The 21468-nt window shown below is 57.7% G+C and carries 29 protein-coding genes; 5 read left to right on the forward strand and 24 right to left on the reverse strand.

All coding sequences use genetic code 11. The annotated features are described in order from the left end of the window. Positions 1-4: 4 nt before the first annotated feature. Both JFT81_RS02445 and JFT81_RS02450 read right to left on the reverse strand, forming a co-directional pair. The gene (locus JFT81_RS02445; RefSeq protein ID WP_201226658.1) at positions 5-571 is read right to left on the reverse strand and encodes a tail assembly protein; all 567 of its coding nucleotides are present in this window, start codon (positions 569-571) and stop codon (positions 5-7) included. Positions 572-642: 71 nt separating this feature from the next. After that, positions 643-984 (reverse strand): hypothetical protein, encoded by a 342-nt coding sequence (locus JFT81_RS02450; RefSeq protein ID WP_201225969.1) that lies wholly within the window; start codon positions 982-984, stop codon positions 643-645. Between the two features lie 134 nt (positions 985-1118). On the opposite strand from JFT81_RS02450, the gene JFT81_RS02455 reads away from it, so the two are divergent. After that, positions 1119-1577 (forward strand): hypothetical protein, encoded by a 459-nt coding sequence (locus JFT81_RS02455; protein WP_201225970.1) that lies wholly within the window; start codon positions 1119-1121, stop codon positions 1575-1577. Between the two features lie 324 nt (positions 1578-1901). On the opposite strand, the gene JFT81_RS02460 is transcribed toward JFT81_RS02455, so the two are convergent. Then, positions 1902-2123: a hypothetical protein gene (locus tag JFT81_RS02460; RefSeq protein WP_201225971.1), complete on the reverse strand. Its 222-nt coding sequence runs from the start codon at positions 2121-2123 to the stop codon at positions 1902-1904. Positions 2124-2725: 602 nt separating this feature from the next. On the opposite strand from JFT81_RS02460, the gene JFT81_RS02465 reads away from it, so the two are divergent. Together JFT81_RS02465 and JFT81_RS02470 are read left to right on the forward strand one after the other, a co-directional pair. Further along, positions 2726-3070: a hypothetical protein gene (locus JFT81_RS02465; protein WP_201225972.1), complete on the forward strand. Its 345-nt coding sequence runs from the start codon at positions 2726-2728 to the stop codon at positions 3068-3070. Positions 3071-3152: 82 nt separating this feature from the next. Then, positions 3153-3398, forward strand: a complete 246-nt coding sequence (locus tag JFT81_RS02470; RefSeq protein ID WP_201225973.1) for a hypothetical protein — start codon at positions 3153-3155, stop codon at positions 3396-3398. A 93-nt stretch (positions 3399-3491) separates the two neighbouring features. Here the strand turns inward: JFT81_RS02470 and JFT81_RS02475 are convergent, their stop codons facing one another. The 19 genes from JFT81_RS02475 to JFT81_RS02565 all read right to left on the reverse strand — a co-directional run bounded on the left by JFT81_RS02475 (position 3492) and on the right by JFT81_RS02565 (position 19524). After that, on the reverse strand, positions 3492-4256 hold the full coding sequence (locus JFT81_RS02475; RefSeq protein ID WP_201225974.1) for a C40 family peptidase: 765 nt from the start codon (positions 4254-4256) through the stop codon (positions 3492-3494). A 2-nt stretch (positions 4257-4258) separates the two neighbouring features. Then, the gene (locus JFT81_RS02480) at positions 4259-5008 is read right to left on the reverse strand and encodes a phage minor tail protein L (RefSeq protein ID WP_201225975.1); all 750 of its coding nucleotides are present in this window, start codon (positions 5006-5008) and stop codon (positions 4259-4261) included. 9 nt (positions 5009-5017) lie between these two features. After that, positions 5018-5356 carry a phage tail protein gene (locus JFT81_RS02485; RefSeq protein WP_201225976.1) on the reverse strand — a complete coding sequence of 113 codons (339 nt, stop codon included), beginning with the start codon at positions 5354-5356 and terminating at the stop codon, positions 5018-5020. Beyond that, entirely contained in the window at positions 5356-8958 is a 3603-nt protein-coding gene (locus JFT81_RS02490; RefSeq protein WP_201225977.1) for a phage tail tape measure protein, read from the reverse strand. The genes JFT81_RS02485 and JFT81_RS02490 overlap by 1 nt, the downstream gene beginning before the upstream one ends. Before the next feature lie 10 nt (positions 8959-8968). Next, positions 8969-9262, reverse strand: a complete 294-nt coding sequence (locus tag JFT81_RS02495) for a DUF1799 domain-containing protein (RefSeq protein WP_142579744.1) — start codon at positions 9260-9262, stop codon at positions 8969-8971. A 17-nt stretch (positions 9263-9279) separates the two neighbouring features. Beyond that, positions 9280-9669: a phage tail assembly chaperone gene (locus JFT81_RS02500; RefSeq protein WP_008076942.1), complete on the reverse strand. Its 390-nt coding sequence runs from the start codon at positions 9667-9669 to the stop codon at positions 9280-9282. Positions 9670-9672: 3 nt separating this feature from the next. Then, positions 9673-10326: a phage tail protein gene (locus tag JFT81_RS02505; RefSeq protein WP_201203884.1), complete on the reverse strand. Its 654-nt coding sequence runs from the start codon at positions 10324-10326 to the stop codon at positions 9673-9675. 69 nt (positions 10327-10395) lie between these two features. Beyond that, positions 10396-10815: a phage tail terminator-like protein gene (locus JFT81_RS02510; RefSeq protein WP_201225978.1), complete on the reverse strand. Its 420-nt coding sequence runs from the start codon at positions 10813-10815 to the stop codon at positions 10396-10398. Continuing rightward, positions 10812-11468 carry a hypothetical protein gene (locus JFT81_RS02515; RefSeq protein ID WP_201225979.1) on the reverse strand — a complete coding sequence of 219 codons (657 nt, stop codon included), beginning with the start codon at positions 11466-11468 and terminating at the stop codon, positions 10812-10814. Before JFT81_RS02515 ends, JFT81_RS02510 begins: the two co-directional genes overlap by 4 nt. A 2-nt stretch (positions 11469-11470) precedes the next feature. Continuing rightward, complete coding sequence (locus tag JFT81_RS02520) at positions 11471-11860, reverse strand: hypothetical protein (RefSeq protein WP_201225980.1); 390 nt, start codon at positions 11858-11860, stop codon at positions 11471-11473. A gap of 2 nt (positions 11861-11862) precedes the next feature. Beyond that, complete coding sequence (locus JFT81_RS02525) at positions 11863-12240, reverse strand: hypothetical protein (protein ID WP_201203893.1); 378 nt, start codon at positions 12238-12240, stop codon at positions 11863-11865. 10 nt (positions 12241-12250) lie between these two features. Further along, positions 12251-12556: a HeH/LEM domain-containing protein gene (locus JFT81_RS02530; protein ID WP_201203895.1), complete on the reverse strand. Its 306-nt coding sequence runs from the start codon at positions 12554-12556 to the stop codon at positions 12251-12253. A gap of 55 nt (positions 12557-12611) precedes the next feature. After that, positions 12612-13589, reverse strand: coding sequence for a major capsid protein (locus JFT81_RS02535; protein ID WP_201225981.1), 978 nt, complete (start codon positions 13587-13589; stop codon positions 12612-12614). A gap of 3 nt (positions 13590-13592) precedes the next feature. Then, positions 13593-14366, reverse strand: coding sequence for a hypothetical protein (locus tag JFT81_RS02540; protein ID WP_201205289.1), 774 nt, complete (start codon positions 14364-14366; stop codon positions 13593-13595). An 82-nt stretch (positions 14367-14448) separates the two neighbouring features. Then, positions 14449-14934, reverse strand: coding sequence for a DnaT-like ssDNA-binding protein (locus JFT81_RS02545; RefSeq protein WP_201225982.1), 486 nt, complete (start codon positions 14932-14934; stop codon positions 14449-14451). An 8-nt stretch (positions 14935-14942) separates the two neighbouring features. Further along, positions 14943-16055 (reverse strand): minor capsid protein, encoded by a 1113-nt coding sequence (locus JFT81_RS02550; protein ID WP_201225983.1) that lies wholly within the window; start codon positions 16053-16055, stop codon positions 14943-14945. Further along, positions 15973-17433, reverse strand: coding sequence for a DUF4055 domain-containing protein (locus JFT81_RS02555; RefSeq protein WP_201225984.1), 1461 nt, complete (start codon positions 17431-17433; stop codon positions 15973-15975). The genes JFT81_RS02550 and JFT81_RS02555 overlap by 83 nt, the downstream gene beginning before the upstream one ends. After that, positions 17433-18923 (reverse strand): terminase, encoded by a 1491-nt coding sequence (locus JFT81_RS02560; RefSeq protein WP_201225985.1) that lies wholly within the window; start codon positions 18921-18923, stop codon positions 17433-17435. Before JFT81_RS02560 ends, JFT81_RS02555 begins: the two co-directional genes overlap by 1 nt. A 1-nt stretch (position 18924) precedes the next feature. Further along, a complete protein-coding gene (locus tag JFT81_RS02565) occupies positions 18925-19524 on the reverse strand; it encodes a hypothetical protein (RefSeq protein ID WP_201225986.1) in 600 nt (199 codons plus the stop codon). An 83-nt stretch (positions 19525-19607) separates the two neighbouring features. Between JFT81_RS02565 and JFT81_RS02570 the strand changes: the two genes are divergently transcribed. Continuing rightward, positions 19608-20078 (forward strand): hypothetical protein, encoded by a 471-nt coding sequence (locus JFT81_RS02570; RefSeq protein WP_201225987.1) that lies wholly within the window; start codon positions 19608-19610, stop codon positions 20076-20078. A gap of 75 nt (positions 20079-20153) precedes the next feature. On the opposite strand, the gene JFT81_RS02575 is transcribed toward JFT81_RS02570, so the two are convergent. Together JFT81_RS02575 and JFT81_RS02580 are read right to left on the reverse strand one after the other, a co-directional pair. Beyond that, positions 20154-20501 (reverse strand): hypothetical protein, encoded by a 348-nt coding sequence (locus JFT81_RS02575; RefSeq protein WP_201225988.1) that lies wholly within the window; start codon positions 20499-20501, stop codon positions 20154-20156. After that, positions 20498-20836 (reverse strand): MFS transporter, encoded by a 339-nt coding sequence (locus tag JFT81_RS02580; protein ID WP_201225989.1) that lies wholly within the window; start codon positions 20834-20836, stop codon positions 20498-20500. The genes JFT81_RS02575 and JFT81_RS02580 overlap by 4 nt, the downstream gene beginning before the upstream one ends. A gap of 23 nt (positions 20837-20859) precedes the next feature. Between JFT81_RS02580 and JFT81_RS02585 the strand changes: the two genes are divergently transcribed. Beyond that, the gene (locus JFT81_RS02585; RefSeq protein ID WP_201225990.1) at positions 20860-21366 is read left to right on the forward strand and encodes a hypothetical protein; all 507 of its coding nucleotides are present in this window, start codon (positions 20860-20862) and stop codon (positions 21364-21366) included. Positions 21367-21468: the final 102 nt, after the last annotated feature.

Here is a 21468-nt window from a genome sequence, read left to right on the forward strand (position 1 = left end):
CTGATTACGTTTTGTCTTCAGCCACGATCGAGGCCGAGATGATCATTCCGCCCCACCGACGTTCGCCGATGCAGATTGGTACCGGGTTGCCACTGGCCGTAGTGTTCTTGGCGCTGCCGAAAGCGTAGGACGGGGAGTTCTCGGGGGATGCGCTTTGCTTCAGGCCAGAGGCTTGCGGGCTGAGCATTTGGATAACGCCGCCGGCAATAAGTCCAATACCCGCCGGGGTCAGATATGGCGCGGTAAAAGGAAGCGCGTACGAGATGGCCAGCAATACCACGCCGACGACAGTCTGCAAAACCCCGGCACGCTTACTGCCTTCGACGACTGGCACGATCCTGATTTCCCGAGTGCCGCCGAGATCCAAATCCGGCTCGCCAACATTGACGCGGTTTCTGAATACCGCAAAACGCATACCCAATGCGGCTAGCCGCCTGATTTCAGATTCAAATCCATCGATTGTGCAACTCAAAGACTTGAAAGCCTCACGGCTTGAGCCTGAATCGATTTGTTTGGAGTGAACTCTGCCAAACTTCTGCGCGAGAGATCCTGAAAGCTTTATGACCGTCATGCCGGTCTTGTGAGGGAATTCTGCCACTCTTGAGTCCACCCATAAAAAAACCGCCTCGCGGCGGCTTTAGATTATTTGCATTTCTGAAGCGACTCTCTCAAATCGCCCCTTCCGATTTGAGACCAAGCCACTCGCTGATAGAGCTTCGCAACGGAGCCCGTTTTGGCGGAAGAGATATCGAGCACATCGTCTGTTTGTTGAGCAAAACCGTTAACAAGCCTGTAACCACTGGCTGTTTCACTCATGCTTGCGTTCGAGTTGTGCTCCTGCCATGCAGGGAAAACACACAGCGCGATCGCTTTCGGGGTCTTCGCCGAAGAGACGGTTATCGACGGCGCCGACGCCATCAAGTCAGATGGTGAAGAGCACCCCGCCAACAGCGCTACCGCCAGCGCTCCTACGATCAATTTCATGCATATCACTCCTTTATGGACGTGACACTGTAGCGCGACACTGTGCAGGCATCCAGTGTGGACGAACTGCCAGTGGCGAATTTGGGATCATTGATAGTAGGGTCGCCAGTTTCTGAACTTGAGGAAAATCGGCAATGAGCGAAGAACCCCTGGCGATAAACGATCACCCTTTCAAGGGGGTAAAAGTGTGCTTCGTGCCGAGGGCATCTATCTCAAACACCCTTGAAAATTTGGAATTAGTAGGAACGACCTGCGAGTACGGCGGTGCAATATTTACGCGCATCAACAAGTTGACCTGCGACCGCTACTTCCCGGCAGGATCATTTGTAGCACTCAACGAAAGCGGAAATATCGAAAGCATTCACACGTGGTCAGATATTGGACAGCTCGATTTCGCATTCAATGACTATCTGAATTTCCTAATGGACGTTCGCCGGATCTATGAAGTGCCGGGGGCGGAAGAAGATAAGATACGGGCAATTGAATGTCTCGCCTTGGGAACCGGTAGGCAAGGGCATTCCCACGGATACTTCGTCGCCAAGCACGGAGGCGCGCGCCGCCTTCTTGAGAAATGCGAGCAGCGAAAGTACTAGCCCACATTTCCTACACCTCTTTGCCGAAGAACCATGCGCGTACGGTCGAGCCAAGGCCCACCGAAGCCGCTTAAACTCAGTCTGCTGACGTCACGAAAAACAGCCGCCACACCCTCGGCCTCAGGCTCTCTGGAGGACGTCATAGTCAGCGTGAGGTTGTACTTGCGATCCACCATTTCAATGGTCATCGAAGCTACGCAATTGTGCTCGAAAAAGAGTTCGTTTAAGCAGGACAGCTCCATTCACGACTCCGATTGCAAATCCGGTGATGCGCACAGCGCTACTGTTCAAAATAGCAACTCCAAGTGCGCTTGCGGTTTCGAGTCAGGGATCGACCTTCTCATCGAAAACTATCTGATACTGTTTTCTACCAGTGCCCTCAAGTAGGTCTTTCAGAGCCTGGGCTCGACGGTCTAAGCAAGCTTTAAAACCTGAGCTTTCAGGGGGGCCGAAATCTAAGCAAGGATCACGATTATCAAGTGGTTGTCTCTTGTGGGTGCACCCCAACAGGAGCGCTACCGCCAGCGCTCCTACGATCAATTTCATGCAGGTCACTCCTGTGGAAATGCGGGCAATGTAAAGCACCCAATGAACCGATGCAAAAAGCCCAGCGTTAGACAGGGATCGGCGATGCGCCTCACCTGCGTGCGGTGGGCTCCGACTTCTCTGTCAACAATGAGTCGATGACTTTGCCTGAAGAATCAAACCGTGCGGTGAACGCTTGACTCTTATAGCCGACCCCTAAAAAACTCGACCGAACATAGACCCAGGTAACCATCTTGTTTCCATTTGCGTCTTCGCTAAGTAGATAGGGTGGCCCAAAGCGATTCAGAAGCTCTTCGCGAGTGGTAACCCCTTTAGTCACTTGATCAGTGTCCGCAGGGGATATAGGCCGCCCGACTTTGGTGCAGGCAGATAAGACGCACACCAAAGCAAACACAAGAAACTGACGCATCAACGCTTTCCGATTACTGAAGATAATCTCCAATTATACCGGTAAAGCTTGCCCTAGCCATTGCCACTGTCCGGGCATCCAGCGTGGATGAAATCCCAGTGGCACGGAGTGCTTTTTGCGTAGTAGCGTTGAGCCATGTGGAGCTGGAGTCTAACGGGCTGGCTCAAAGAAAAGACCTCAAGGGAATCGCTTCATGGCAGCAAAAAAAGCAAGATTTTACGCGGTGGAGGCTCGGAACGGGCACGGTCCATACACTTTTATAGTCCCCGCGCAGAGCAAAGACGATCTCCTTAATACGCTGAGTATTCCAGGCAACGAGGTATTGCTTGGGGTAACGCACCTGAAGCATCACGAGGTTGACGCCCTACCTGATGAAGACAACGGTACAGTCGAGTTCAGAGCTCAAGTGAACGGAACTCCATGCACTGTAACTGTGGGACAGCAAGGCCACGAATACCTAACACGACAATTCCCAAAGAAAGTTAAAGAAGTTGAAGATTATTACAAGGAGCGTTACGCAGATTACAACGAGGATTGATCGAGAACCCCCAGCCCTTTGCCTGCAAGCCCAAGGACTGGGATTGCGCCAATATCGGCGCGTTTATGACCTGGAGGTCAATGTGGCATACGAAGTAAAACCTTTTGAACACGGCGTTCTCATGGCGCTTTTGTCGCTTACTCATGCATTGAAACAGACACCAGGGTTCAATGAAGAGGCGCTGCAACGCGCAGCACAGTTTTTCAGAAAGGTGCCTGCAGGTGGATGCGAAAGCGGCGAAGCAAGAGACGCTTACGAATGGCCGCTTGAGGTCATTCTGAAAGACGTTTCCTACATCGAAAAAATGCTGGAAAACAAAGGCAACTAACCCTTTGTTAGCCGCCAGACCGGTTCGCCACTGGCGGTTTTAGCCGCTGACTCAATTACACTCTGCATATTTTTCTCCCGCGGCGACGCCGCATCACGTAGTTGGTTGTGCATCTCTGTGCCTGAGAATCAGCCGTGTTCGGTCGAGCCAAGGGCCACCGAAAACGATGACGTCGGACGGCTTGCCGTACAGGTGGTGCAACAGGAACGGCCCGGGGCCGAAGGTCGCGGCATCCTCCCCGGGCAGAGCCGGATCGACGCCGAGGAAAATTCCGGCATGGTTTGGGAAAACCGTCCGCCCTACTTCCATCACGATCATGTCGCCGCGCTGCGGCTGGTCGACGCGATAGAAGCCGGCCGCCTCATAGTTCGCTTCGTACAGGCTGGTGTTGTCCTTGCTTTCCCACCAGCCATCAGCCCGCTTGAAGGTCTCGAACTCCAGTCCCCACTCGCGCTTGTACCAGTCGGCGCAGACCTGCCAGCAGTCCCAGGCACCGTGCACGAACGGTCGTTTCAGCAGCGGCACTTCGCCGGTCGGAACAATGGTTCGCAGATCCCCTTCCGGCCAGCTCAGGATGTGCCAGGGCATCGCCGTCGCTTCGCACATGGCGAGGTCACGCGGTGACGGGCGGCTGGTGGCGTCCGGATGCGAGTGCACCACGCCGATCACTTCGCCGAGGTCTTCGGCCGCCGCGTACTCCTCCGGATCAATTCGGAACTCTTCGTTCGGCTCGGTGGAAACATTGCGGCACGGGTAGTACTGCTGTTTGCGACCGACGGCCAGCAGCAGCCCGCACGATTCGGCGGGATAGCACTGCTGCGCGTGCACTTGGATCGCGCTCAAGATGTGCTTGCGCATTGTCAGCTCCTGGCAATGAGGGAAACTGCGGGAAATCCACCGAACGGATAGGCGTTTCCCTCGCCGAAGCGCGGGATGCAACCTTTGCCCAGCGTGGCGTCACACTCGTCCAGTTCCGGGTTGTCGGTGACCACGCCGTCCTTGGTTACATACGGGCCGGTGTAGCCGCAGTTCGGCCCCCGATATCCGCCAGTGAGGCACCAATGGCAAAGGGTCGTGGCCTGCCTGCCGATTGATTCATTGCCTACGTCGCCCGGGCTGGCCAACTCCCAACTGACCGTCTCCCCGTCCTCGTTTGTCTTCTGGTCGATGTACCAGACTTCAATCGTCTCTTGTGTCGGGTCAGCAGTTGGGTTGCCGGCGGGGAAGTTCGCTGCGTCGAGATAGGTGCCGAGCGTATGCCGCATCGTCAGCTTGAACTCGAGCAGATCCTCGAAGGCCAAGCACAGCGCAGTGATGCGCCCGTTGACGTTGCCGACCGAAAGCGTGGGCCGAACCGCTGTGCCATCGCCATTCGCCTCGATGCCGTCGATCTGCATCGGCCAGGCGCTGTACTCGTTGCCCTGCCAGTAAATCGCTTTCGCCGGCAGCTGGTCCGCGTCGTCGCCGGCGGCGATCAACTCGGCCGCCGTGTGCGGAATGGCATGCCCGTGGAAGCGCAGAACGTCTGCGCCGTAGTCCGTGCCGTCCAATTCAAAGAGCAGCACTTCGCTGCCAGGCTCAAGCACCTGGATGTCACTGATCAGCGGCATGATTGCCCCTTATGGTTGGAATGCACGCTCGAACGTGGCTGTGAGTTTGAACACGCCCCCACCCATTGGGGTTGGAGCGGGATTTTTGCAGGTGAACAGACCGAGTTGGCCGAGGGGCGTTGTCCAGAGAAACGCCTTGGCCCCGGCGTGCCGATCGAGGAAATCCATGATCTCCAGCACCTTGGCCTTCTCACCGGTGAAGGTGATCGGGTAGGAGTCCTCCTTGCTGTTTGGCCCGTCACCGACGTTCTGCGCATATCCGCCGCCGAATTGGGCGGTGCGCACCCGATAAGCAATCTCGGGTGTGCCGCCGCGCTCGGTTGGCCACGTGAATTTTTCGATGGCCATCAGCCTCTCCCATTTGTCAGACGCCAGATCGAACCGCCTGGCTGTAGCGCTCGGGCGATTGCGGTTTCCGCTTCGGTTTTTGCAGCCTGCTGGATGCCTTTGCCGAGCTGGTTCGATGCCTCTTGCGAGACCCCGCCGCCCTCGCCGGCCGACGTCTGCACCGAGACCGCCACAGGGAAGTTGTAGGTGTTGCCGCCACCGGTACCGGACATTGCGGCAAGCGCTGGCCCGCCCCCGGAAGTCAGAGGTGTGACGCTACCGCCGCTCGCGCCAGTCATGAGGTATGACCTGCCGCCCTGATTGAAAAGCTCAGGCCCCTTTTCGTTCACCTCATAGAAAGTGTTCGGTTCAACAGCACCGCCAACAGCGCGACCGCCACCGAAAGACACCGATGCAGAACTGGCATCAAACTGACTGCCAAAACTCTGAGCCCCGGCCTCCGCCCCGCCTGCCGTTGCAGACGCTGTGGCCCCGCCTCCCGTGAAGTAACTTGTAGCGGCGCCCACCAGACTGCTCAGCAATGCCGAACTGGCCTGCCGAGTGGCAATGCGCGCCATGTCCGCCAGAATCGATTTGGTGAAGTCGGCGAACGATAATTTCCCGCTCATGGCGAAATTGACGATTGCGTCTTCCATTGAGCTGAAGGCGTTGGTGAAAAGGCTTTTGGTTTGACCGGCGACATCTCGGGCCGATTCCAGGTAGTTCTGCCACGCCGACGATGCGCCAGCGCTCCAGTCACCTTGAGCCGCCGTCATCTCGTCATAGTTGGCTTGAACCGTGTTGTGCAGATCCTTCTGCGTGGCTTTGAGCGCCGCCAGTTTTTGGGTGTACTCGTCGAGGCTCATGCCGCGCGAGCCATCGCCATACTGGTTGGCCAGTTCGAGCTTCTGCGAGTTGAAGCGGTCGTCGATGGCGTTCTGCTGATCCGTCAGCCCTCGCTGCCGATCACCCTGGCCAAGTCCCGCAGCGGCGCGCTGGCCTTGTTCGCGCAAGGTATCAACTTGCTGCTGCAATGCGTTGGTGTAGGTCTGAACCGCCTGCTCCTGCTTCCTGAGCCGGCCTTGTTCGTTCTTCGCCAGCACATCCAGTTCGCTGTCCGCCGCCTTTTGTGCCCTGACCATATCCGCGCGTGCATCTTCGATCTTCTGGTCGAGTTGAATACGCTGCTCGGCCGTGGTGCTGGCCTTGGCCTTCGCCGCTTCAAGCGCCGCAATCTCGGCCTCGTAAGCAGTCGTGACCTCGTCCGTTTCGTTGCCGATCAGCGCCTCACGCTTCAGCAGATATTCCTGCTGCGAGATCAGCCCGGCCTTCTGTGCGGCATCCAGTTGTTTCTGGGTGCTCGCGTATTCGGCCTGGATTTCCTTGAGGGCATTTTGCGCGGCGTTGTAACCGGTAAGGTCAACGGCGCCAGCAGATGGGGCCTTGGGATCTTTGTACTTGTTCTTGATGTTCTGGATATCTTGCGCGACCAGCTTCTCATCGAGTAGCGGGCTCGCCGCATTATTCTTCCGCAACTCCTCGACGCGTTTTCGGTAATCCAGTATTTCCTTGTCGCGCTTCTGTTCGTTGCTCTGGAAGCTCTCGCGAACTTTGCCAATGTGCTCTGCCGCCGAAAGAGCTTTCTGTTCCTGCTGCTGCGCAAACCCCTTCGCGGCGGCCCGGCGATCCTGCTCACCCTTTTCGAGAAGGAGCTGGGTCTTTTCGGCTTCAAGCTTCGCAACGCCATTCGCCGCAAGGGACGCACCATAGCTCCCGCCGACGCTCTCACCCTGCGCCTTGAAGTCGGCAATGCGCCTTTCAAGGTCTGACATCTTGTCAGCAAAGGACTTCTCTCGACCGACATTAAGCATCGCATCCCAAGCACCTTTGGCGCCGTCCGCGACGTCCTTCCAAGCAGCCTCAATAACGCCGAGGTTCGCTTTCACGTTCGCAGAAACAGTGTTCAGCGAATCCGCATAAGCCTTGCTCGCAACTGTCGCAGCTTCTTGAGTTCGCCCTTGGCGCTCAAGCGAAGTGATCTGCTCATACGTGCTGACCGTGAGGAAGTTCATCGACTCGTTGAGGGCAATGACTGCCTTCACGGGGTCTTTGGCGATCTTCTCAAAGTTGGCTACGGTTTCTGAGGCAGCTTTGTCAGTGGCGTCCTCAAAGTTTGCGGCAGCGGTGGCAATCATCTCGAACGAGGTGACCGGAATCCTCGTCGACGCTGCGAGCAGTGCCAGACTCGCAGCGGCTTCATTGATGGTGCCGTTCGACTCGGATACAGATTTGGCCATCACGCTGAGTTGAGCGGCCGTTGTGCCAGCAGTATTTCCCGTCATCGCCAGCGCAGTAGTGTAAGCGGTGGACTCAGCACTGCCCTGCTTGTACGCGAGACCCAAAGCCGCAATGGCTGCGGCCGCAACGACGGCACCGCCAAGAATCAACCCAAGCCCAACCCCTAGCGGAGGTGTTGCGGCTCTGAGAGCGTCAGTAGCTTCCTTGGCATTTTTAGTCGCGTCAGCTGCGGTGTTTGCGCCTTCGGCCAGATCAGACAGACTTTCGCCTGCTTTCCCGGTGTTCTCGGCCATATCCTTGGCGTTGACAGCTATGCCGGCAAGCGACTCCCCCAGAACCGCCGCTCCGGCGCCGCCAGAGAAGATGGACTTAATTTTTGCCCCGAGGGCATCAAAGGTAGCGCCCACACCACCGAACGAATCCTTGATCTGCCCCCCCTGCTGGATGAGCACCAAGAGCGGGTTTTGTCCGCCGGCCAGGCTGGTAAAAATATCCGTGAACTGCGCAGGCAATTGACGCAGCGCAGCCTCGGTTTGCTTCGAGCTGACACCGGTCTTTTTCAGGCCTTCATCAAAGTCGCCCAGCTTCTGCCGAGAGGCATCCATACGAGCGGAGTACTCCCGGAACGTATCAGCATCGATCAGCCCTGCAGCCTTGTACTTCTGCAACTGCGCCTGCTGCTGATCCAGCTTGTCGAGCGCGGCAATTGCAGGATTGATCTTTCCCAGCAGCGCTTGCAGGCCTTCTGCCTGAACGCCGGTAGCTGCGGCCGACTTCTTCGCCGCCTCTGCCTGTTTTTCAGTCGAACCAACCAGCGCATCCGAATCAGCCTTCAACCGGCGAGCAAGTGCCGCCAAACTGCCGGCCGAGGAGCCGGTAGCATCCATCGCCGCCGAATTGGTCTCCATGCTGGTGGTCAGGCGCTGGTAGTACTCGCTCGACTCCAAAGACGCTTTGGCCATTGCCAAAAGACGACTTTTTGCATCCTCGGACGACTCTCCCAACTTCACTTCAGCAGTGCTGAGTTCAGTAGTTGCCGCCGTAGTGGATTTCAGTCCCTGCGTAACCTCCGCAAGCGAGCGTCCCACCGTCGCCATCAGTTGAGCGGTGGTGTCCTGCTTCGCGTTAAGAGCCTGCAACTCTTTCACGATCTGCTTGGTGTCACCTGCCATCCCGGCAAGGGCTTGCTCCCAGGCTGAGCCAGTTCGCTTTGCCGCTTCCTCCGCGTCCTTGCCCGCATCGACCAATTTATCCAGGTCAGTTGCAGCCTTGACCGCATCGCCCGAGTCAACCTCGATGCCTAACTGCGCGATAGTGCCCGACATGAGTGCTCCATTACTTTGATTCGCTCATGACGAGCAGGGCCTCGACCTCCATAGCCTGAAGGTCTGGGAAGATCTCTCTGAGTTGTTTTCTGGATGTGCCGACAAAGTCGGAGACGTCTCGAAGAGCCGTGTAATCAAGGCCGGTAGCCCCGCCCATGCCTGTTCGCCACTGAGTGGACATGGCGTTGAAGAGCACGAAGGCCGGCCAGTTTTCGGCCAGCACTTCGCACTCTTCCTCAGGAATGTCAGAGATGGACAAGCCGAATGCCGCCAGATCTGCCTCAGACGGACCAGGCTCGTACATCAGGCGGGCGACCTTCGTCAGTTTCCCAGCCGGGCTGCCGAGAAGGCCTTTTGGTAAGCATCGACAATCGCGTCACCGGCGCCGGCCGAGGTTTCCACCAGGGCTCGAATCGATTCGGGGCTCAGCTTGTCTTCAAAGCCCCAGCCGGTGACCAGTTGAGTCACCTGCTCGACCTGCCGCTCGACGTGAGAGTCGGTGATCTCGATCAGAGTGAGGTCGTCACCCTTGGCCTTGAAACGCTCTTGGTCTTCCTTCGCGCTTTCCTGCCAGCCAGCGAAGAGCTTTGCGAGCTCCTTGCGATCGCGATACTTGAATTCAAACGGCACCTTGATAGTGGTACCGCCGACGCGAGGAATATCCACGTCAGCTTTGAACGTCGGGTTTTGGGCGATCTTGAATTTAGCCATGGGTTACACCGCCGCCGCGTAACGAGTCGGGCGCGCAGCCAGCGACAGCGTGATGGTGCGGGTCATGATGTTGTTGCGGGACAGCGTCGGAGTCGAGGTGATCGACACGTACGCGTTGTAATAGATGACAGACCCGTTAGGCAGGGTCAGACGCAGCACTCGGGGCGCGCGGTCTTCGTCGGCAGTCTCCACCACGGCCACGTACGGCAGATCCGGATCATCTGCAACGGTGATGGACATGCTGATCGGCGACTTCGTGGTAGGCAACTGACGATCGTCGGATTCTTCCAAGAAACCGAAGGTCGTGAACTGCTGCTCGCCACCAGAACTCGAGCTATCGGTGATCTGGCTGATTTGCGCCCAGCCACTCGCGGCGCGCACCGATCCGGCGCCCGCGCCCGCAGTGTAAACAACGGTATTGGTGGTGTTGATGCCTTCGAGCTCGAACGTGCCCGAATCGGATTCGGCTATCCGCGCGATTTTGTCATTCAGACGGGTCCAGCCGGACTTAACGACGATCACATCGCCGTCCGCGAGGCCGTGCGCTGCCGCAGTGGCGACAGCCGGATTGGCGTTGCTGATAGCAGTTACTGGCTTCAACGCACTGAAAATCGCGGCGATCTCGAGAATGGAGCCGTTGGGGAGAATTGCGCTCATGGGTTTTCCTCTTTGCAGAAATGACAAAACCCGCTCAATGGCGGGTTCCGGGTTTGCCCAGTGGGCGGATTAAGTTGTGGTGTCAGCGCGGTACTGGAAGGACACCGGCACTATGAAATTTGTGTCGCCGGGAATGCCCGGCCCCTGATCAACCGGGGTCAACGTCACAACGGTGAGTGCCCCTTTCGTGTTTCGCTCATACAGCGGGAAAAGCGCGGCGATCTGATCCGCCAGCGCTCCAGCTGCGCCGCGGTACTTGCCTGAGGGCGTCACGATGCTGACCTGAAATACTCCAGTGAAGAGCCTGTGATCACCGCCGAGTGTGTTGCTCGCGGTGTCGGCCGGTAGCGTGAAAGCCCTCAGGTAAGTGGCGTCGTCGCCGGGAGTAAAGGCCTCGTTCTCGACCACGACCTTCAGCGGATTCGGCAACGCTTTTGCCCAGGCGATCAGCTTGGCTTCGTAGATCGAAGCAATGACGTTGTGGCTCATACCTGATTGTTCCTGATGGCCTCAAGCACGATCTGCTGGAAGCGAGCCACAGTGATGCGAACCATCCCGCCCGGCGCTTGGGTGGAATGCCCGAACTCCAGGGGAATCGCGTAACCAAGGCTGTTGGTGATGTAGCAGGTATCCCCTGCTTTGAACTCAATGGCACCGGCAACGATTCGCGCCGTTGATTTGGCACCGCTCGGATCGACTTCTTCCGTCGTGGTGCTGTCGGGCGCGCCGATGCTGAACATCCAGTTGCCGCGGAACCGGCCGCCGACGTAGCCCTTGCCAGCCACCAGGCCATTAACATTGAAGTTCTGTTCACGCTCAGCCTTGGTCAGCGGCTTGGCGTATTTCACACCGCTGCGGAGCTTGCCCGCCTTCGTGAAGTTCGACTCATCGAGATTGATGATCGTGTTGCGAATATTGACCTTGAAGTCGTAATCGTCTGCCGCCCGGGTGTTCGCTTCGCGATGAACGACGTTTGCAGCCCAGATTTCTGGATTGCCCACTGGAGACATGCGGATGACGCTGTTGCCAAGTTCGATGATGATCTCGCGAAGACTGGCGTCGATGGCTTCCGTGGCTTTGGCTGCGAATTCGGCAAGGCTCAGTGCAAAGCTACCGGACTGTCCGCCGTACTTGGATGCCATCTTCAAACCCTCAGTTGAATTGTCCAGGTGGCGCCAACTGGGTCCTGGCTGACGTTCAGAGCGCGCTTTCTGTCGATGATGTCGCCGATTTTCGGCTCGGCAATCATCGCTGTCGGCACTCCCTCAACAGTGAGGTACAACTCGTTCTGCAAGATCAGCAGCTTTTCGTCGGTTGTCTGGATCAATGACCCGTCGATTTCCTTGGCCAAGTAGCTGCCAAATACTCCACGACCGCCGAAGGTGGTGGTCACTTCGGGTGCACCGCCCAGATCAGGGTCATACTCGCCCGCAATCTTGCGCACACCTGTCACTGGCTTCACCGCATCGGCAAGGCCATCAGGATCATCGAACGCTTCAGCCATTTCAGCCTGGAGCTCTTCGCGCATGCCCATGATCAGATCCTCTTGAGCATCATTACGCCGGAGCGCTTGATCCACGGATCGAGCAGTGCCAAGGCGAAATTTACGCCCGCTGACTGATCGGTAGAGCCAGCCACGTAGGTCTTGCTCACTGACGTGCCGGACTGAGCCGATACGGTCTTGCTCTGCACTTCCTTCTGCGTGGACGTGTACAGCTTGCCCGCCGCCGCCTCTTTGGCGACCTGAGCGCCGGCTGTTTTGATCTCGGCCGGAACCGGATCTGGAACAGCCCGCTTAATCTTGGTCGTGAGCCAGGCATTGGCCATGGTCACGGCAAGGGCCGGATCACCGGTGCCAGCCCAGCCAGGACCAAGCTGGGCGTCAACATCGGCGACGGTGATGAAGTCGGTCATGTGCTCGTCCTTATTCCGCCGGCACCAACGCCTGCAGGTCTTCTTTCTTGGCGGTTGCGTCGAAGGTGATGCCCTTCTCGGTCAGCCATTCTTTCAGCTCGGGAACCTTCATTTTCAGAGGGTCGGTTTCCGGGGCTTCCTGCTCATTGCCGTCCGAGACCTTGATGCCAGCCGCTTGGTAGGCATCGACGATATCCGGTGCATCGCCATCGACGACCACCTCGGTGGCGGAGCCGATGACACCGAAGAATTCGCTCAACAGGCGATAGCACACGCCGCGCTCTTTGCCCGGCTTGTCCGTGTAGATCACTTTCATAAGTCACCTCAAAAGCATCCCGGCGCCAGACGGGCGCCAGGTTGTGCGGGCCGAGTTACGGCGTGGTGGTACCGCTGATCACGGCGGCGAATGGGACCTGCTTGCGGCTGAACACGCGCTGCCAGTTGGCGGCGGCGGCGTATTGGGTCGCGGTCGGGCTGGCGTTCTGAGCTTCAGAACCTTTCCAGCTGAAACCGGCAGGCTGGAGGATGTAGGTCTTCCGCTCCCAAAGCACTTCCGCACCGCCACCGTTGCCGCCACCTGGCTTACGCTCGAGTTCTACCGGCACCTTCGGCGTACCTTCGCCATAACCGAATGCGCCTTGGCCGAAGAACACGGACAGGTATTTGCCCGCGCCATATACCAAGGCATCGTCCATGAACACCGGCTTGCCCAGGTAAGTGGCCAGAATGATCTTACCGTCGGAGTCGCGCAGGTACTCGATGAGATCCTGTTTGACCATCTGGTTCATCACCACCGAGTGCACGCCGATCGCGCCAAACTGGTCGGCCGCATCACCGGCGGTGAACGCAGCATCCTGGAAGGCGTTCGCGCTGATGGTCGCGCCCGCGTCGATGACCATGTCACCGCCGTTATTCGCAATGTTCGAGGCGATGATGCCGCGAGCAGCTCCCAGGGTGTAACGCTGCCACTGGCGAGTCCAGTAGGTGCCGAAGCGGTTGCGGATCTGCTGCTGTGGTTCGGTGTTGGCCAGCTCTGCGGTCAGGTCGGTAACGCCGTAGCCTTTGTTGAGGTAAAGAACGCGGGCACGCATGCTGTCCTGCTCGACTTTGCCAACTTCGCCTTGGTCGTTCGGGTCGTCGTTGCTGATGTTCGGGGCTTCATCAGCGTTGAGATCCTGCCAGTAGCTGATCTCCGCGGTGCCCTGACTGCCGGAGGCGATCGCGTCCAGCACAGGCGAGCGGGTCACAATGCCCGATTCGTAAACAGCGGTCTTTTCCGGGCTGTTAACCGGCGCCAAGGAGGCGTAGTAGTCGCCGACGAAGATGTCGGTCAATTGGGTAGTTGCCATGGATTAGGTTCCTTTGGTGGCCTGGAGTTTTTTGAATGCGTCGGGGTTGTCCCGGGCCAGCGCGGCGCGCTCCTGCTCGGTGTACTCGCCCCATTTCTTCGTGGCCTTGCCACCTTGATCGCCGGTCTGACCGGCACCCTGAGCCCTTGGCCAAAGGTGTGTTGCTGTTTCACGCAGCGATTCCGCCCATTCGAGCGGCGACAGCGGGGTTTTCCCGTCCTTCCCGTAAACGACCTCGCCGTCACGGTCGGTGGCGATTGCCTCGCCGTCTTCACTGAGTTTGAAAGTGCCCCGGGCGCGCAAGATGATGTCCTCGGCAGCCTCTGGAAGCGCGCCGGCCTTGATGGCGGCAGCGCGGATGGAGTCGGCCAGCACTTTGTCGCTGTACTTGGCAGCGAAGGCTTCGGCCTTGTCGGCACGCTCGTTGGCGGCTTTGATTTGCTTCTCGGAGTCGGTGCGCAGGCGCTCGGTGCGGCGGTTGATCACCTCGTCGAGCTTGCCCTCTGCAATCAGCTTCGTTTCTTCGTCCTGACCGACCTTGACGAGCAAGCCTTTAACCGCGTCGATATCCAGGCCTTCAAACTGACCTTTCAGCTTGTCCAGTTCGGTTTTGATGGTCCGGTTGGAGCCCAACAATTCCTGATTCTTGGACTTGAGCCCGTTTACTTCCTTGTCCAGATACTCCTGAACTTTTCCGCCAAGCGCCTCCTGGAGGGCTGCAGTCTGAGTTGCATCGAGGGTGAGGCCAGCGGCGGCTGGGTCAAATTCAAATGGCATGGGTATCCCCTGGGGATTGGTTGGCCCGCCTGGCGGGCATAAAAAAACCGCCCATTGGGCGGTTTGGTGTGAATTCTGTGTTTTACCGGACTATTGAAAGTCCGCGCATGACAAGGTAATCAGCGAACTGCGTCCTACTCGGCGCGTATGGCGGCGGGCGCATGCGAAAGCCCGGCGTATCGCGATTGAGCCGCGTCCGCCGGCCGTTTGGTTCAGTGCAGTGAGTTGGCTCTTCGATCTGGAAGCCCTGTTCGGCAGCGTATAACCCAACTGCCAGCCGTACTTGGCCCCACTCAAGCTCAAAGGGCACGAACGTGTCGGACAGCGTCTGATATTCGATCTTGCAATCGCGCCGTGGCCGGGCCATGGCCTGATTCGTATTGGCCTTGCGTCCTTTCCATTGGCGAGCGTTGATATCGGCTGCAGCGCGCAGCAGAAGTTCGACCTGGTCAGCCTCTGCTTCAGGTATCTGGAACCCGTAGTAGTCACGGTAGAAGGTCAGCTTATCCAGCGGCACGAAGCTATTGGCGTCCGGCCTACCCTTCCCGTCCTCAACGATAATCTGCATGCGCTATCTCAACCTGGTTGAGCGCCGAGTGTAACGCCTGCTCGGATGAACATGTCAGGCTCTGCTTCCTTCAACTGCGCCAGCGTCAGCGGCTTGAACGACTTGTCGAGCTGCAGCTTGGCGAACTTCTCAGGAGTCAGCCCCCCATCGCGGAACAACTTGGCCCGCACAGGACCGAGAGCATGATCCTGAAAGCTCGCCGGCTGCGTTGCCAGCCACTCGTAATAGTTCAGGGCGGCGTCGACCTGGGCCCCGCCGCTATCGCCCACCGAGGCGCGCGTGGCGTCCTTAGCGAACATCTCCGAAAGCCTGGTTGTCGGCACCGTGGTTGAGCGGCAGTTGATGTGCGCCGGCGGCAGCGGCCCTTTACCCAAGTCGAAGCGCATGCCATCCAATCCTTTGCATTGCTGCGAGGTCTTGCGGTCGAGTGTCGAAACCCATCGATAGCCTAAAATCACATCGCTATTGGCCTTGAGCGTTTCCATCCGCGCCGTGGTGGCCACATGCTGGATTGCCGTCTGCACCACAGAGGCGGCGTTGCGATTGCTCACCGCAAGGATGCCGTCCGTGAAGTTCTGCGTAGCGGTTCCGCGAATCGCCTGAATGATCTGGGCGTTGGTCTGGCCCTGGCCGAAGCCGAGCCTGATGGTGTTCGTGACTCGCATCGTCTCGGTGCGCGTCCAGCCACTGACGAAGCTCTTCAACAGTTTGCCGCCGTCGATGCCCTTCACCTGCAACGGATACGAAAAGATCGCAGCACGGATGACGGTATTGGTCGGAACGACCGCGTCAATTGACAGCGCATTACTCAAGCTCTTGGCTTCAAAAGTCGATTCGTACAGCGCGATATCGGCCAGATCGGTCTGCACCAGGTCGCCATAAGCCTTGTAGATCTCCAACAGTTTTCCGTCCACTCGCGCCAGAAACTGTTCGAGACGGTCGCGACTGTAGGTGGTCAGCTCCTTGCGTGTCAGTTGCTCCCGCACCAGCTTGTCGATCTGGCGCAGATACTTCTCGAATTTCTTTACCTCACCGGCCTTAAGCCGCTCCAGCATTACCGAGTGGCGGGTCGTCTGCTCCAGTAGTTGGCTGTCCGCCTGCGCCTGGCTTGTCGTTGGCATCTTCTTTGTCCAGGTTGATGCCGGCCGACTCGCGCTCATCGCTGATCAGGTCGGCTTCATCTTCATATGGGCGGTCCGGCAGCTTGCCGGTGGTGAGGTACTGCCAGTAGGTATCGGCGCTGATCGTTCCGGCCATCACACCTTTCAGCAGCTCGGCGAGCACTTGCGCGTCGACCACTGGGGTCACGAATTCAGGGGTCACCTTGAACTTGACCTGCTTGGGGTCGTAGCCCTTCCACTCGGCGGCGTACCGCAGGCCTTGCTCCACCGCCTCGGCCACCGTGATGACGATGCTGTGCAGCGTGGCATGCTGGTCGTTTTGGCGTGTTTTTCGCGCCTCTCCCGACTCAGTACCGCCCACGTCCATAACCTTGGCGCCAGCCTCAAGCGCGGCGTTCTTCTGGTCATCCATGGCTTTGCGGACTGCTTCAATGCCGGCACCTTGGAACTCCAGGTAACCGCACTCGCCATTCGGGCCCAGATCCCAAGCAGCAGATGGCCCGGTCACGCTGAGCTCTACAGACTCATCAAGTCCAGACACCCACGGTTGAGGGTGGCTGGTCTGGTGCAGGGCAGTGAAGTAATCAGCGCTCAGTTGGTAGGACTTCAACGCGGCGCGCGCCATCGTCAACAGCGGCACCTCATCGACGTCCGGCGAGTTGTCGGTCGATCCGCAGTAGATCACCGGCAAGTACGACAGGCCTTTGACCAGGCGGTTGTCCGTTCCTGTGGTGCCCAGCGGCTTTTCGTTCTCGACCAGCTCACCGCCTTCATTCCGCACGGCGGTGTAGCAGACCTCGTTGAGCATGAAGAACTCACGGAACACGGTGTCGCAGTCATGACTGTATCGATCGCCGCCCTTCTTGCGAAACTCGCGGAACACCGAAAGGACCAGGTCTTGCCGACCGCCTTGATCAGCGGTGTCCCAGTTGATGGCGTTGCGTGTGGCATACGTCGAGAAGTACGGCTCGCCGCGGTCATCGATGTTCACCACCAGCGGCACCCGACCGTGCGAGATAGCCTGGCGCACCATGCGGAAGAACAGTTGCTTCAGACCGAAGCCGTCCGCAGTTGCGTTTTCCTCCAGTCCTTTCAGGCCGCCGGGCAGTTCGATCTCCGGGATCAACCGAGATACCAAACCCATCATCGAACGCAATGAGTCACGCACCCAGTGTTCGTATTGAGCGCGGTCGGTGTAGTTTTGGTACAGATACTTGTTGCCGGCGCCATCCAGCTTTTCGGCTTCGACCATTCCGCTCGGCTTGGGCAGATTGCGCTCGTTGCGCTTCACGGCGCACTCACCCTCGAGCGCGTCGTCCATCATCTCCCACTCCGCGATGTGCGCGTCGTAGTCGGGGTTTGTCGATTGCACTGGCATCAGGCCAAGCCTCCAATACGGCGGACACCGCCTGTGCGTTTACGTCTGCCCATCGAAACAGCGAAGTAGCGAAATGCATCCGCGCCGTGTGATGACCAGTCGTGTAAGGGTTTGTCTTTCCAGCAGCCCCGCTTGTCGTCCCACTCCTTTCGGTAATTCTCCAGACAGGAGATACCCAGTTCGCACTTGGACTCATCGAAGGCGCAGGCCGGAAGGATTTCCCGAACCTGTTCGATGCCTTCGTCGAGACCAAGCTTTGGAACAACGCTGAACTTGAGGCTGTATTTCTGCCCGTCGATCTCGTAGCCCTCGCGTGCCAGCTCGCGGCGAGTCTTGCCGTCGCTGCCGAACTCTCGGTTATCGATGTCGTGCGGCCCCCAGTGATCGCCATACGTGTATTTGCGATCCTTGAGCACTTTCATGTAATGCCGAAGGCCTTCACCGCTGTTCTCGTAGAAGTCGATGACGTGGTATTCCTCGCCGACGATCCGGACAAACCAGATCGCCGTAGAGTCGCCGACGCCGATATCCCAGATCGTGTGCACCGGCAGATGGCTGTTGTCGGGTAGTGCGCCGATGCGCTGAGCGGCGTAGAGCTTCGTAAATTGCTTGGCGTAGTAGGCGCCCTCAATCGACTGCTGAAAGGCCTCCGCCGGCAGAGACGGATATTCCCGCTTCATGTCGTCGCCGAGTGTCTTCTCCTTGGCGGCGTACCAGGCGCGCTGGCCCGGGTTCGTCTCGATGCCGTGCTTGGCGAACAGCTCGTTGAAGTAGTCGGTCAGGCGCTGCGGGATGACCGCGTCGGTGGGGTCAAGCCAGTACGCCTTGTTTTTCCACCAACTGAAAAAGAAGAACTTCCAGTCCAGCTTGCCGAGCGGCGTGCCTGACAGCAGCTGCTTCTCGGCAGTCTGGGAATAATCGAAGAAGTAGCCGGCCCGGCCCTCAGCCGTGGATTCGATCGTGACAAAGCAGTCAGTCGCCACCGCCTCGAAGGCGCCGGTGACGATCTCGCGCGCCTTGTGCGGAAATTTGGCGCAAATCTTCCCGAACTCGGAGACGTGCAAATAACGCAGGGTACCACCCCGAAACGAGGTGCTGACGTAGAGCGAACCGCCCTTGCTGAACACCAACTCACCGGCGGAGTCGTTGCTCGCAGGGTTGGCGGCGCGGATCTCTTTCGGCAGGTTGTCGTAGGCGTACTTAACCTTCTCCCGGAACAGGCGCTTGGCGTCGTTCAGGGTGTGGGCGATCAGCGCGCACTTGGCCGACTCAAACAGAGCGGCGTCCAGCTGGATGATGCAGCACTCAGTCGTGAAGCCGAGCTGCCGAGCCTTGAGGATGATGTTCCGGGTGTGCATCCCGTCGAAGTATTCAATCTGCTCGTCCGTCATCCGGAAGCGGGTTTTCTTACCCTGCTTGTCGGTGATGAAGTAGAGATTGTTCAAACGCCAACGCTTATCCCGGAGCAGCTTCATGTGCTCGGGCTTCATGTCAGGCGTCCTTCGATAGTTCGTCCATCATCTTCGAGAGTTCGTCGGCTTCGTCCGTCTTCTCCTTCTCGTCCAGGCTGTATGCCTGACGCTCCAGAACCTGCAGATTCTTCATTGCAGAGGAAAGCTGGAACAATGTTTTGGAATTGCTGGGCAGCGCTACGGCGGCGAGCATCGAGGCCCGGCGCATGCCGTTGTTGTCTTCGGAGGTTTCATCCTCGATCGCGTCTTCGATGTCTTCGCGGCGCTGGATGGTGATCATCAAATCATCCATCAACAGGTTCGCAAGGATCGTCGCCTTGCGAATGTCTCGCCGGTGGCTGCGAACCACCCGGGCACCTTCTTCTGCGGCCTCTTCGATGATCTCGGAGTCGAGTTCGCAGTTCGCGCCTTGGTCGTTGCGAACCTCTCCGCGAACCAGCTTGCTGCGAACCTCTTTCCGTACCTGGTCAGAAAGGTCTCTCGCCCATCCAAGAGCTTTGGCCTTCTTCCTGATTGCGGTGTCGCTCACGCCTTGGCGCTCCGCGATGGTTCTGATGGAAAGCGAGCCGGCCCGGTAGGCTCGTTTGATCGCCTCCCAGTCGGGTTGCTTGGTTGTCATTGAAACTCTCTGGCACTTGAAAAGGTGGCCTGTTGCCGGTATTGGTGCAGGCCATGTTATGAATGGACCAGAGACCTGACCCAATGATGTCGACCATCCAAATAGTTGCCGCTACCTCTATGGCCTTTATTGCACTGCTCTTCACGATTGCTAGGGCCACACCAGAAGAAACGTCTAAGGTGATCGGATGGGGGCGGCAAAGCGCATATTTCGGACTGCTTATCCTGCTAATTGGGGTGTGCACGTACAACATCATCAGTTTCGTGATCGGAGTCGGCCAGCCTAGTAGGGTAGAGATTGCCAATTTTGTGGCTGCCACCCTACTTTCGATTTGGTACACCTACCTGCTCTTCGCCCACCTCATTGACATCCGCAGAACCAAGCACAGGAAAAAAATCGAAGAGCTTGAATCCGAACTTGCTGAAATTAAGCAGCAGGCTCTTACACTCGAAATTGAGGCAAAAATAACAGAGAAGCTGTCCGTACTTTTCTCTGCGCTGCTGCAACCTCCGGCTAAAGATGCCGGAGGGCCAGGCAACGATAAGTCTTGTTGACTGCGCGAAAATGGCGATATCCCTGCTTTTTCCTTGTAGCGACACAATTTACTCATTTGCGAAACGTGTCGCGGTCTACTTGGATCGTCGCTCAATCCCGCCCGGCGCCTTTTCACAGCGCATGCAGTGCTCACAGTTCAGCGTCCGGCAGAGCAAGGCCTTCACCCGCTGCCACCAGATGACCATGAAGATGTGGCGCATGCCGGCCAGAGCCAGCGAGACGTGCAGCGTGATCCCGGCCGTGGTCGGGCCCATCATGAAGATGTTCTGCGCCCGGCTCATCACAACGAAACCGCTGATGGCGATCGCCGAATAGATCAGCTTGCCGATGACGCCGTCCCGCACTCGACCGCTCAGAACACACCAGGTCGCCCACAAGGCAATCAAGCCGCAGGCGATAGAGTTGATCAGTTCAAGACTCATGGTGGATTGCCTCCCCCGAACCGCTGGCGAATGAGCGCCCAGAGATCAGCGGCTTTGATGGCTCGATTGATGGCCGCGAGCAGCGAACCGCCGAAGGTGCCCAGCAGGAAGCCAATGCCCGCAACGATCTTCGGCTCGGTTACACCCAGATAGGTGCTGACCATGCTCGTCAGATAAAGAGAGCAGGCAATGCCGGTGACCAGAAAGATCATCCAAGCACGCCAGTCAGCCAGATCGTCTTTGTGCCACCAGCTTGCGACGACAGCGCCGACCAGTCCTGCGATCAGCAATTCAAACCTGTCGATCTTTTCGAGCAGGCGCTGCAATAACTCCATGCGCTCGACTCCTTGGGATGGGCATGAAAAAGCCCAAGTCATTGCTTGGGCTTGGAAAAAGAACTCTCAGGTGCTATCACTACATTTTCAAAAAATCAGAGAAACTAAATATGGGAAATGAAAAGGACGTCAGCTCTAGAACGTTTTACTTTGCGCCCTATGCGCCAGAGATCGAAGGAAGGTCTCCGAAAAGCCAAAACGATTTTATGTACAACTTCAACCGATCTGTATCAAAGGAAAAAATCAGCCTCGCCCACAAGATCTTGAAAGGAGCGTTGATATCCGACAACTCCAACAAGGGACTGGAAGAGAAGATTGAAAGAGCTCTTAGTGCCAATCTTGGACGGAAAATTGATCACCTCGTAGATAAGTCAATCCCTTATGGCCAAGCCGGTCGATGCACCTATGGGATAGTCGTCTGCTTCGAACGCCTTCCCGATGAACTGGAAATAGGGGAAGAGTGGGTTAGAGTGCCTACCGAAAATATCCCCCTGTATGACCAAGAAATAATTTGCGTTTCAAATAAATAACAAAAAACCCGGCTCGGTGGCCGGGTTTCGAAGTTGTCGTGCGCTGGAGGTAAGTTGCGCAGTGTGGGAAAAGTACATCAAATCCCCCACCATGGCAATATC

The sequence above is a fragment of the Pseudomonas sp. TH43 genome (assembly GCF_016650635.1).
Classification (GTDB): Bacteria; Pseudomonadota; Gammaproteobacteria; order Pseudomonadales; family Pseudomonadaceae; genus Aquipseudomonas.

Bases quoted from the DNA above. Each gene is read 5' to 3' on its own strand.
- JFT81_RS02475 (WP_201225974.1), bottom strand. From the start codon at position 4,256: ATGCGCAAGCACATCTTGAGCGCGATCCAAGTGCACGCGCAGCAGTGC.
- JFT81_RS02560 (WP_201225985.1), bottom strand. From the start codon at position 18,923: ATGAAGCCCGAGCACATGAAGCTGCTCCGGGATAAGCGTTGGCGTTTG.
- JFT81_RS02490 (WP_201225977.1), bottom strand. From the start codon at position 8,958: ATGTCGGGCACTATCGCGCAGTTAGGCATCGAGGTTGACTCGGGCGAT.
- JFT81_RS02520 (WP_201225980.1), bottom strand. From the start codon at position 11,860: ATGGGCATGCGCGAAGAGCTCCAGGCTGAAATGGCTGAAGCGTTCGAT.
- JFT81_RS02480 (WP_201225975.1), bottom strand. From the start codon at position 5,008: ATGCCGCTGATCAGTGACATCCAGGTGCTTGAGCCTGGCAGCGAAGTG.
- JFT81_RS02445 (WP_201226658.1), bottom strand. From the start codon at position 571: ATGACGGTCATAAAGCTTTCAGGATCTCTCGCGCAGAAGTTTGGCAGA.
- JFT81_RS02570 (WP_201225987.1), top strand. From the start codon at position 19,608: ATGATGTCGACCATCCAAATAGTTGCCGCTACCTCTATGGCCTTTATT.
- JFT81_RS02465 (WP_201225972.1), top strand. From the start codon at position 2,726: ATGGCAGCAAAAAAAGCAAGATTTTACGCGGTGGAGGCTCGGAACGGG.
- JFT81_RS02455 (WP_201225970.1), top strand. From the start codon at position 1,119: ATGAGCGAAGAACCCCTGGCGATAAACGATCACCCTTTCAAGGGGGTA.
- JFT81_RS02485 (WP_201225976.1), bottom strand. From the start codon at position 5,356: ATGGCCATCGAAAAATTCACGTGGCCAACCGAGCGCGGCGGCACACCC.
- JFT81_RS02460 (WP_201225971.1), bottom strand. From the start codon at position 2,123: ATGAAATTGATCGTAGGAGCGCTGGCGGTAGCGCTCCTGTTGGGGTGC.
- JFT81_RS02575 (WP_201225988.1), bottom strand. From the start codon at position 20,501: ATGAGTCTTGAACTGATCAACTCTATCGCCTGCGGCTTGATTGCCTTG.
- JFT81_RS02585 (WP_201225990.1), top strand. From the start codon at position 20,860: ATGAAAAAGCCCAAGTCATTGCTTGGGCTTGGAAAAAGAACTCTCAGG.
- JFT81_RS02495 (WP_142579744.1), bottom strand. From the start codon at position 9,262: ATGTACGAGCCTGGTCCGTCTGAGGCAGATCTGGCGGCATTCGGCTTG.
- JFT81_RS02550 (WP_201225983.1), bottom strand. From the start codon at position 16,055: ATGCCAACGACAAGCCAGGCGCAGGCGGACAGCCAACTACTGGAGCAG.
- JFT81_RS02535 (WP_201225981.1), bottom strand. From the start codon at position 13,589: ATGGCAACTACCCAATTGACCGACATCTTCGTCGGCGACTACTACGCC.
- JFT81_RS02510 (WP_201225978.1), bottom strand. From the start codon at position 10,815: ATGAGCCACAACGTCATTGCTTCGATCTACGAAGCCAAGCTGATCGCC.
- JFT81_RS02450 (WP_201225969.1), bottom strand. From the start codon at position 984: ATGAAATTGATCGTAGGAGCGCTGGCGGTAGCGCTGTTGGCGGGGTGC.
- JFT81_RS02530 (WP_201203895.1), bottom strand. From the start codon at position 12,556: ATGAAAGTGATCTACACGGACAAGCCGGGCAAAGAGCGCGGCGTGTGC.
- JFT81_RS02505 (WP_201203884.1), bottom strand. From the start codon at position 10,326: ATGAGCGCAATTCTCCCCAACGGCTCCATTCTCGAGATCGCCGCGATT.
- JFT81_RS02545 (WP_201225982.1), bottom strand. From the start codon at position 14,934: ATGCAGATTATCGTTGAGGACGGGAAGGGTAGGCCGGACGCCAATAGC.
- JFT81_RS02540 (WP_201205289.1), bottom strand. From the start codon at position 14,366: ATGCCATTTGAATTTGACCCAGCCGCCGCTGGCCTCACCCTCGATGCA.
- JFT81_RS02525 (WP_201203893.1), bottom strand. From the start codon at position 12,240: ATGACCGACTTCATCACCGTCGCCGATGTTGACGCCCAGCTTGGTCCT.
- JFT81_RS02555 (WP_201225984.1), bottom strand. From the start codon at position 17,433: ATGCCAGTGCAATCGACAAACCCCGACTACGACGCGCACATCGCGGAG.
- JFT81_RS02500 (WP_008076942.1), bottom strand. From the start codon at position 9,669: ATGGCTAAATTCAAGATCGCCCAAAACCCGACGTTCAAAGCTGACGTG.
- JFT81_RS02515 (WP_201225979.1), bottom strand. From the start codon at position 11,468: ATGGCATCCAAGTACGGCGGACAGTCCGGTAGCTTTGCACTGAGCCTT.
- JFT81_RS02565 (WP_201225986.1), bottom strand. From the start codon at position 19,524: ATGACAACCAAGCAACCCGACTGGGAGGCGATCAAACGAGCCTACCGG.
- JFT81_RS02580 (WP_201225989.1), bottom strand. From the start codon at position 20,836: ATGGAGTTATTGCAGCGCCTGCTCGAAAAGATCGACAGGTTTGAATTG.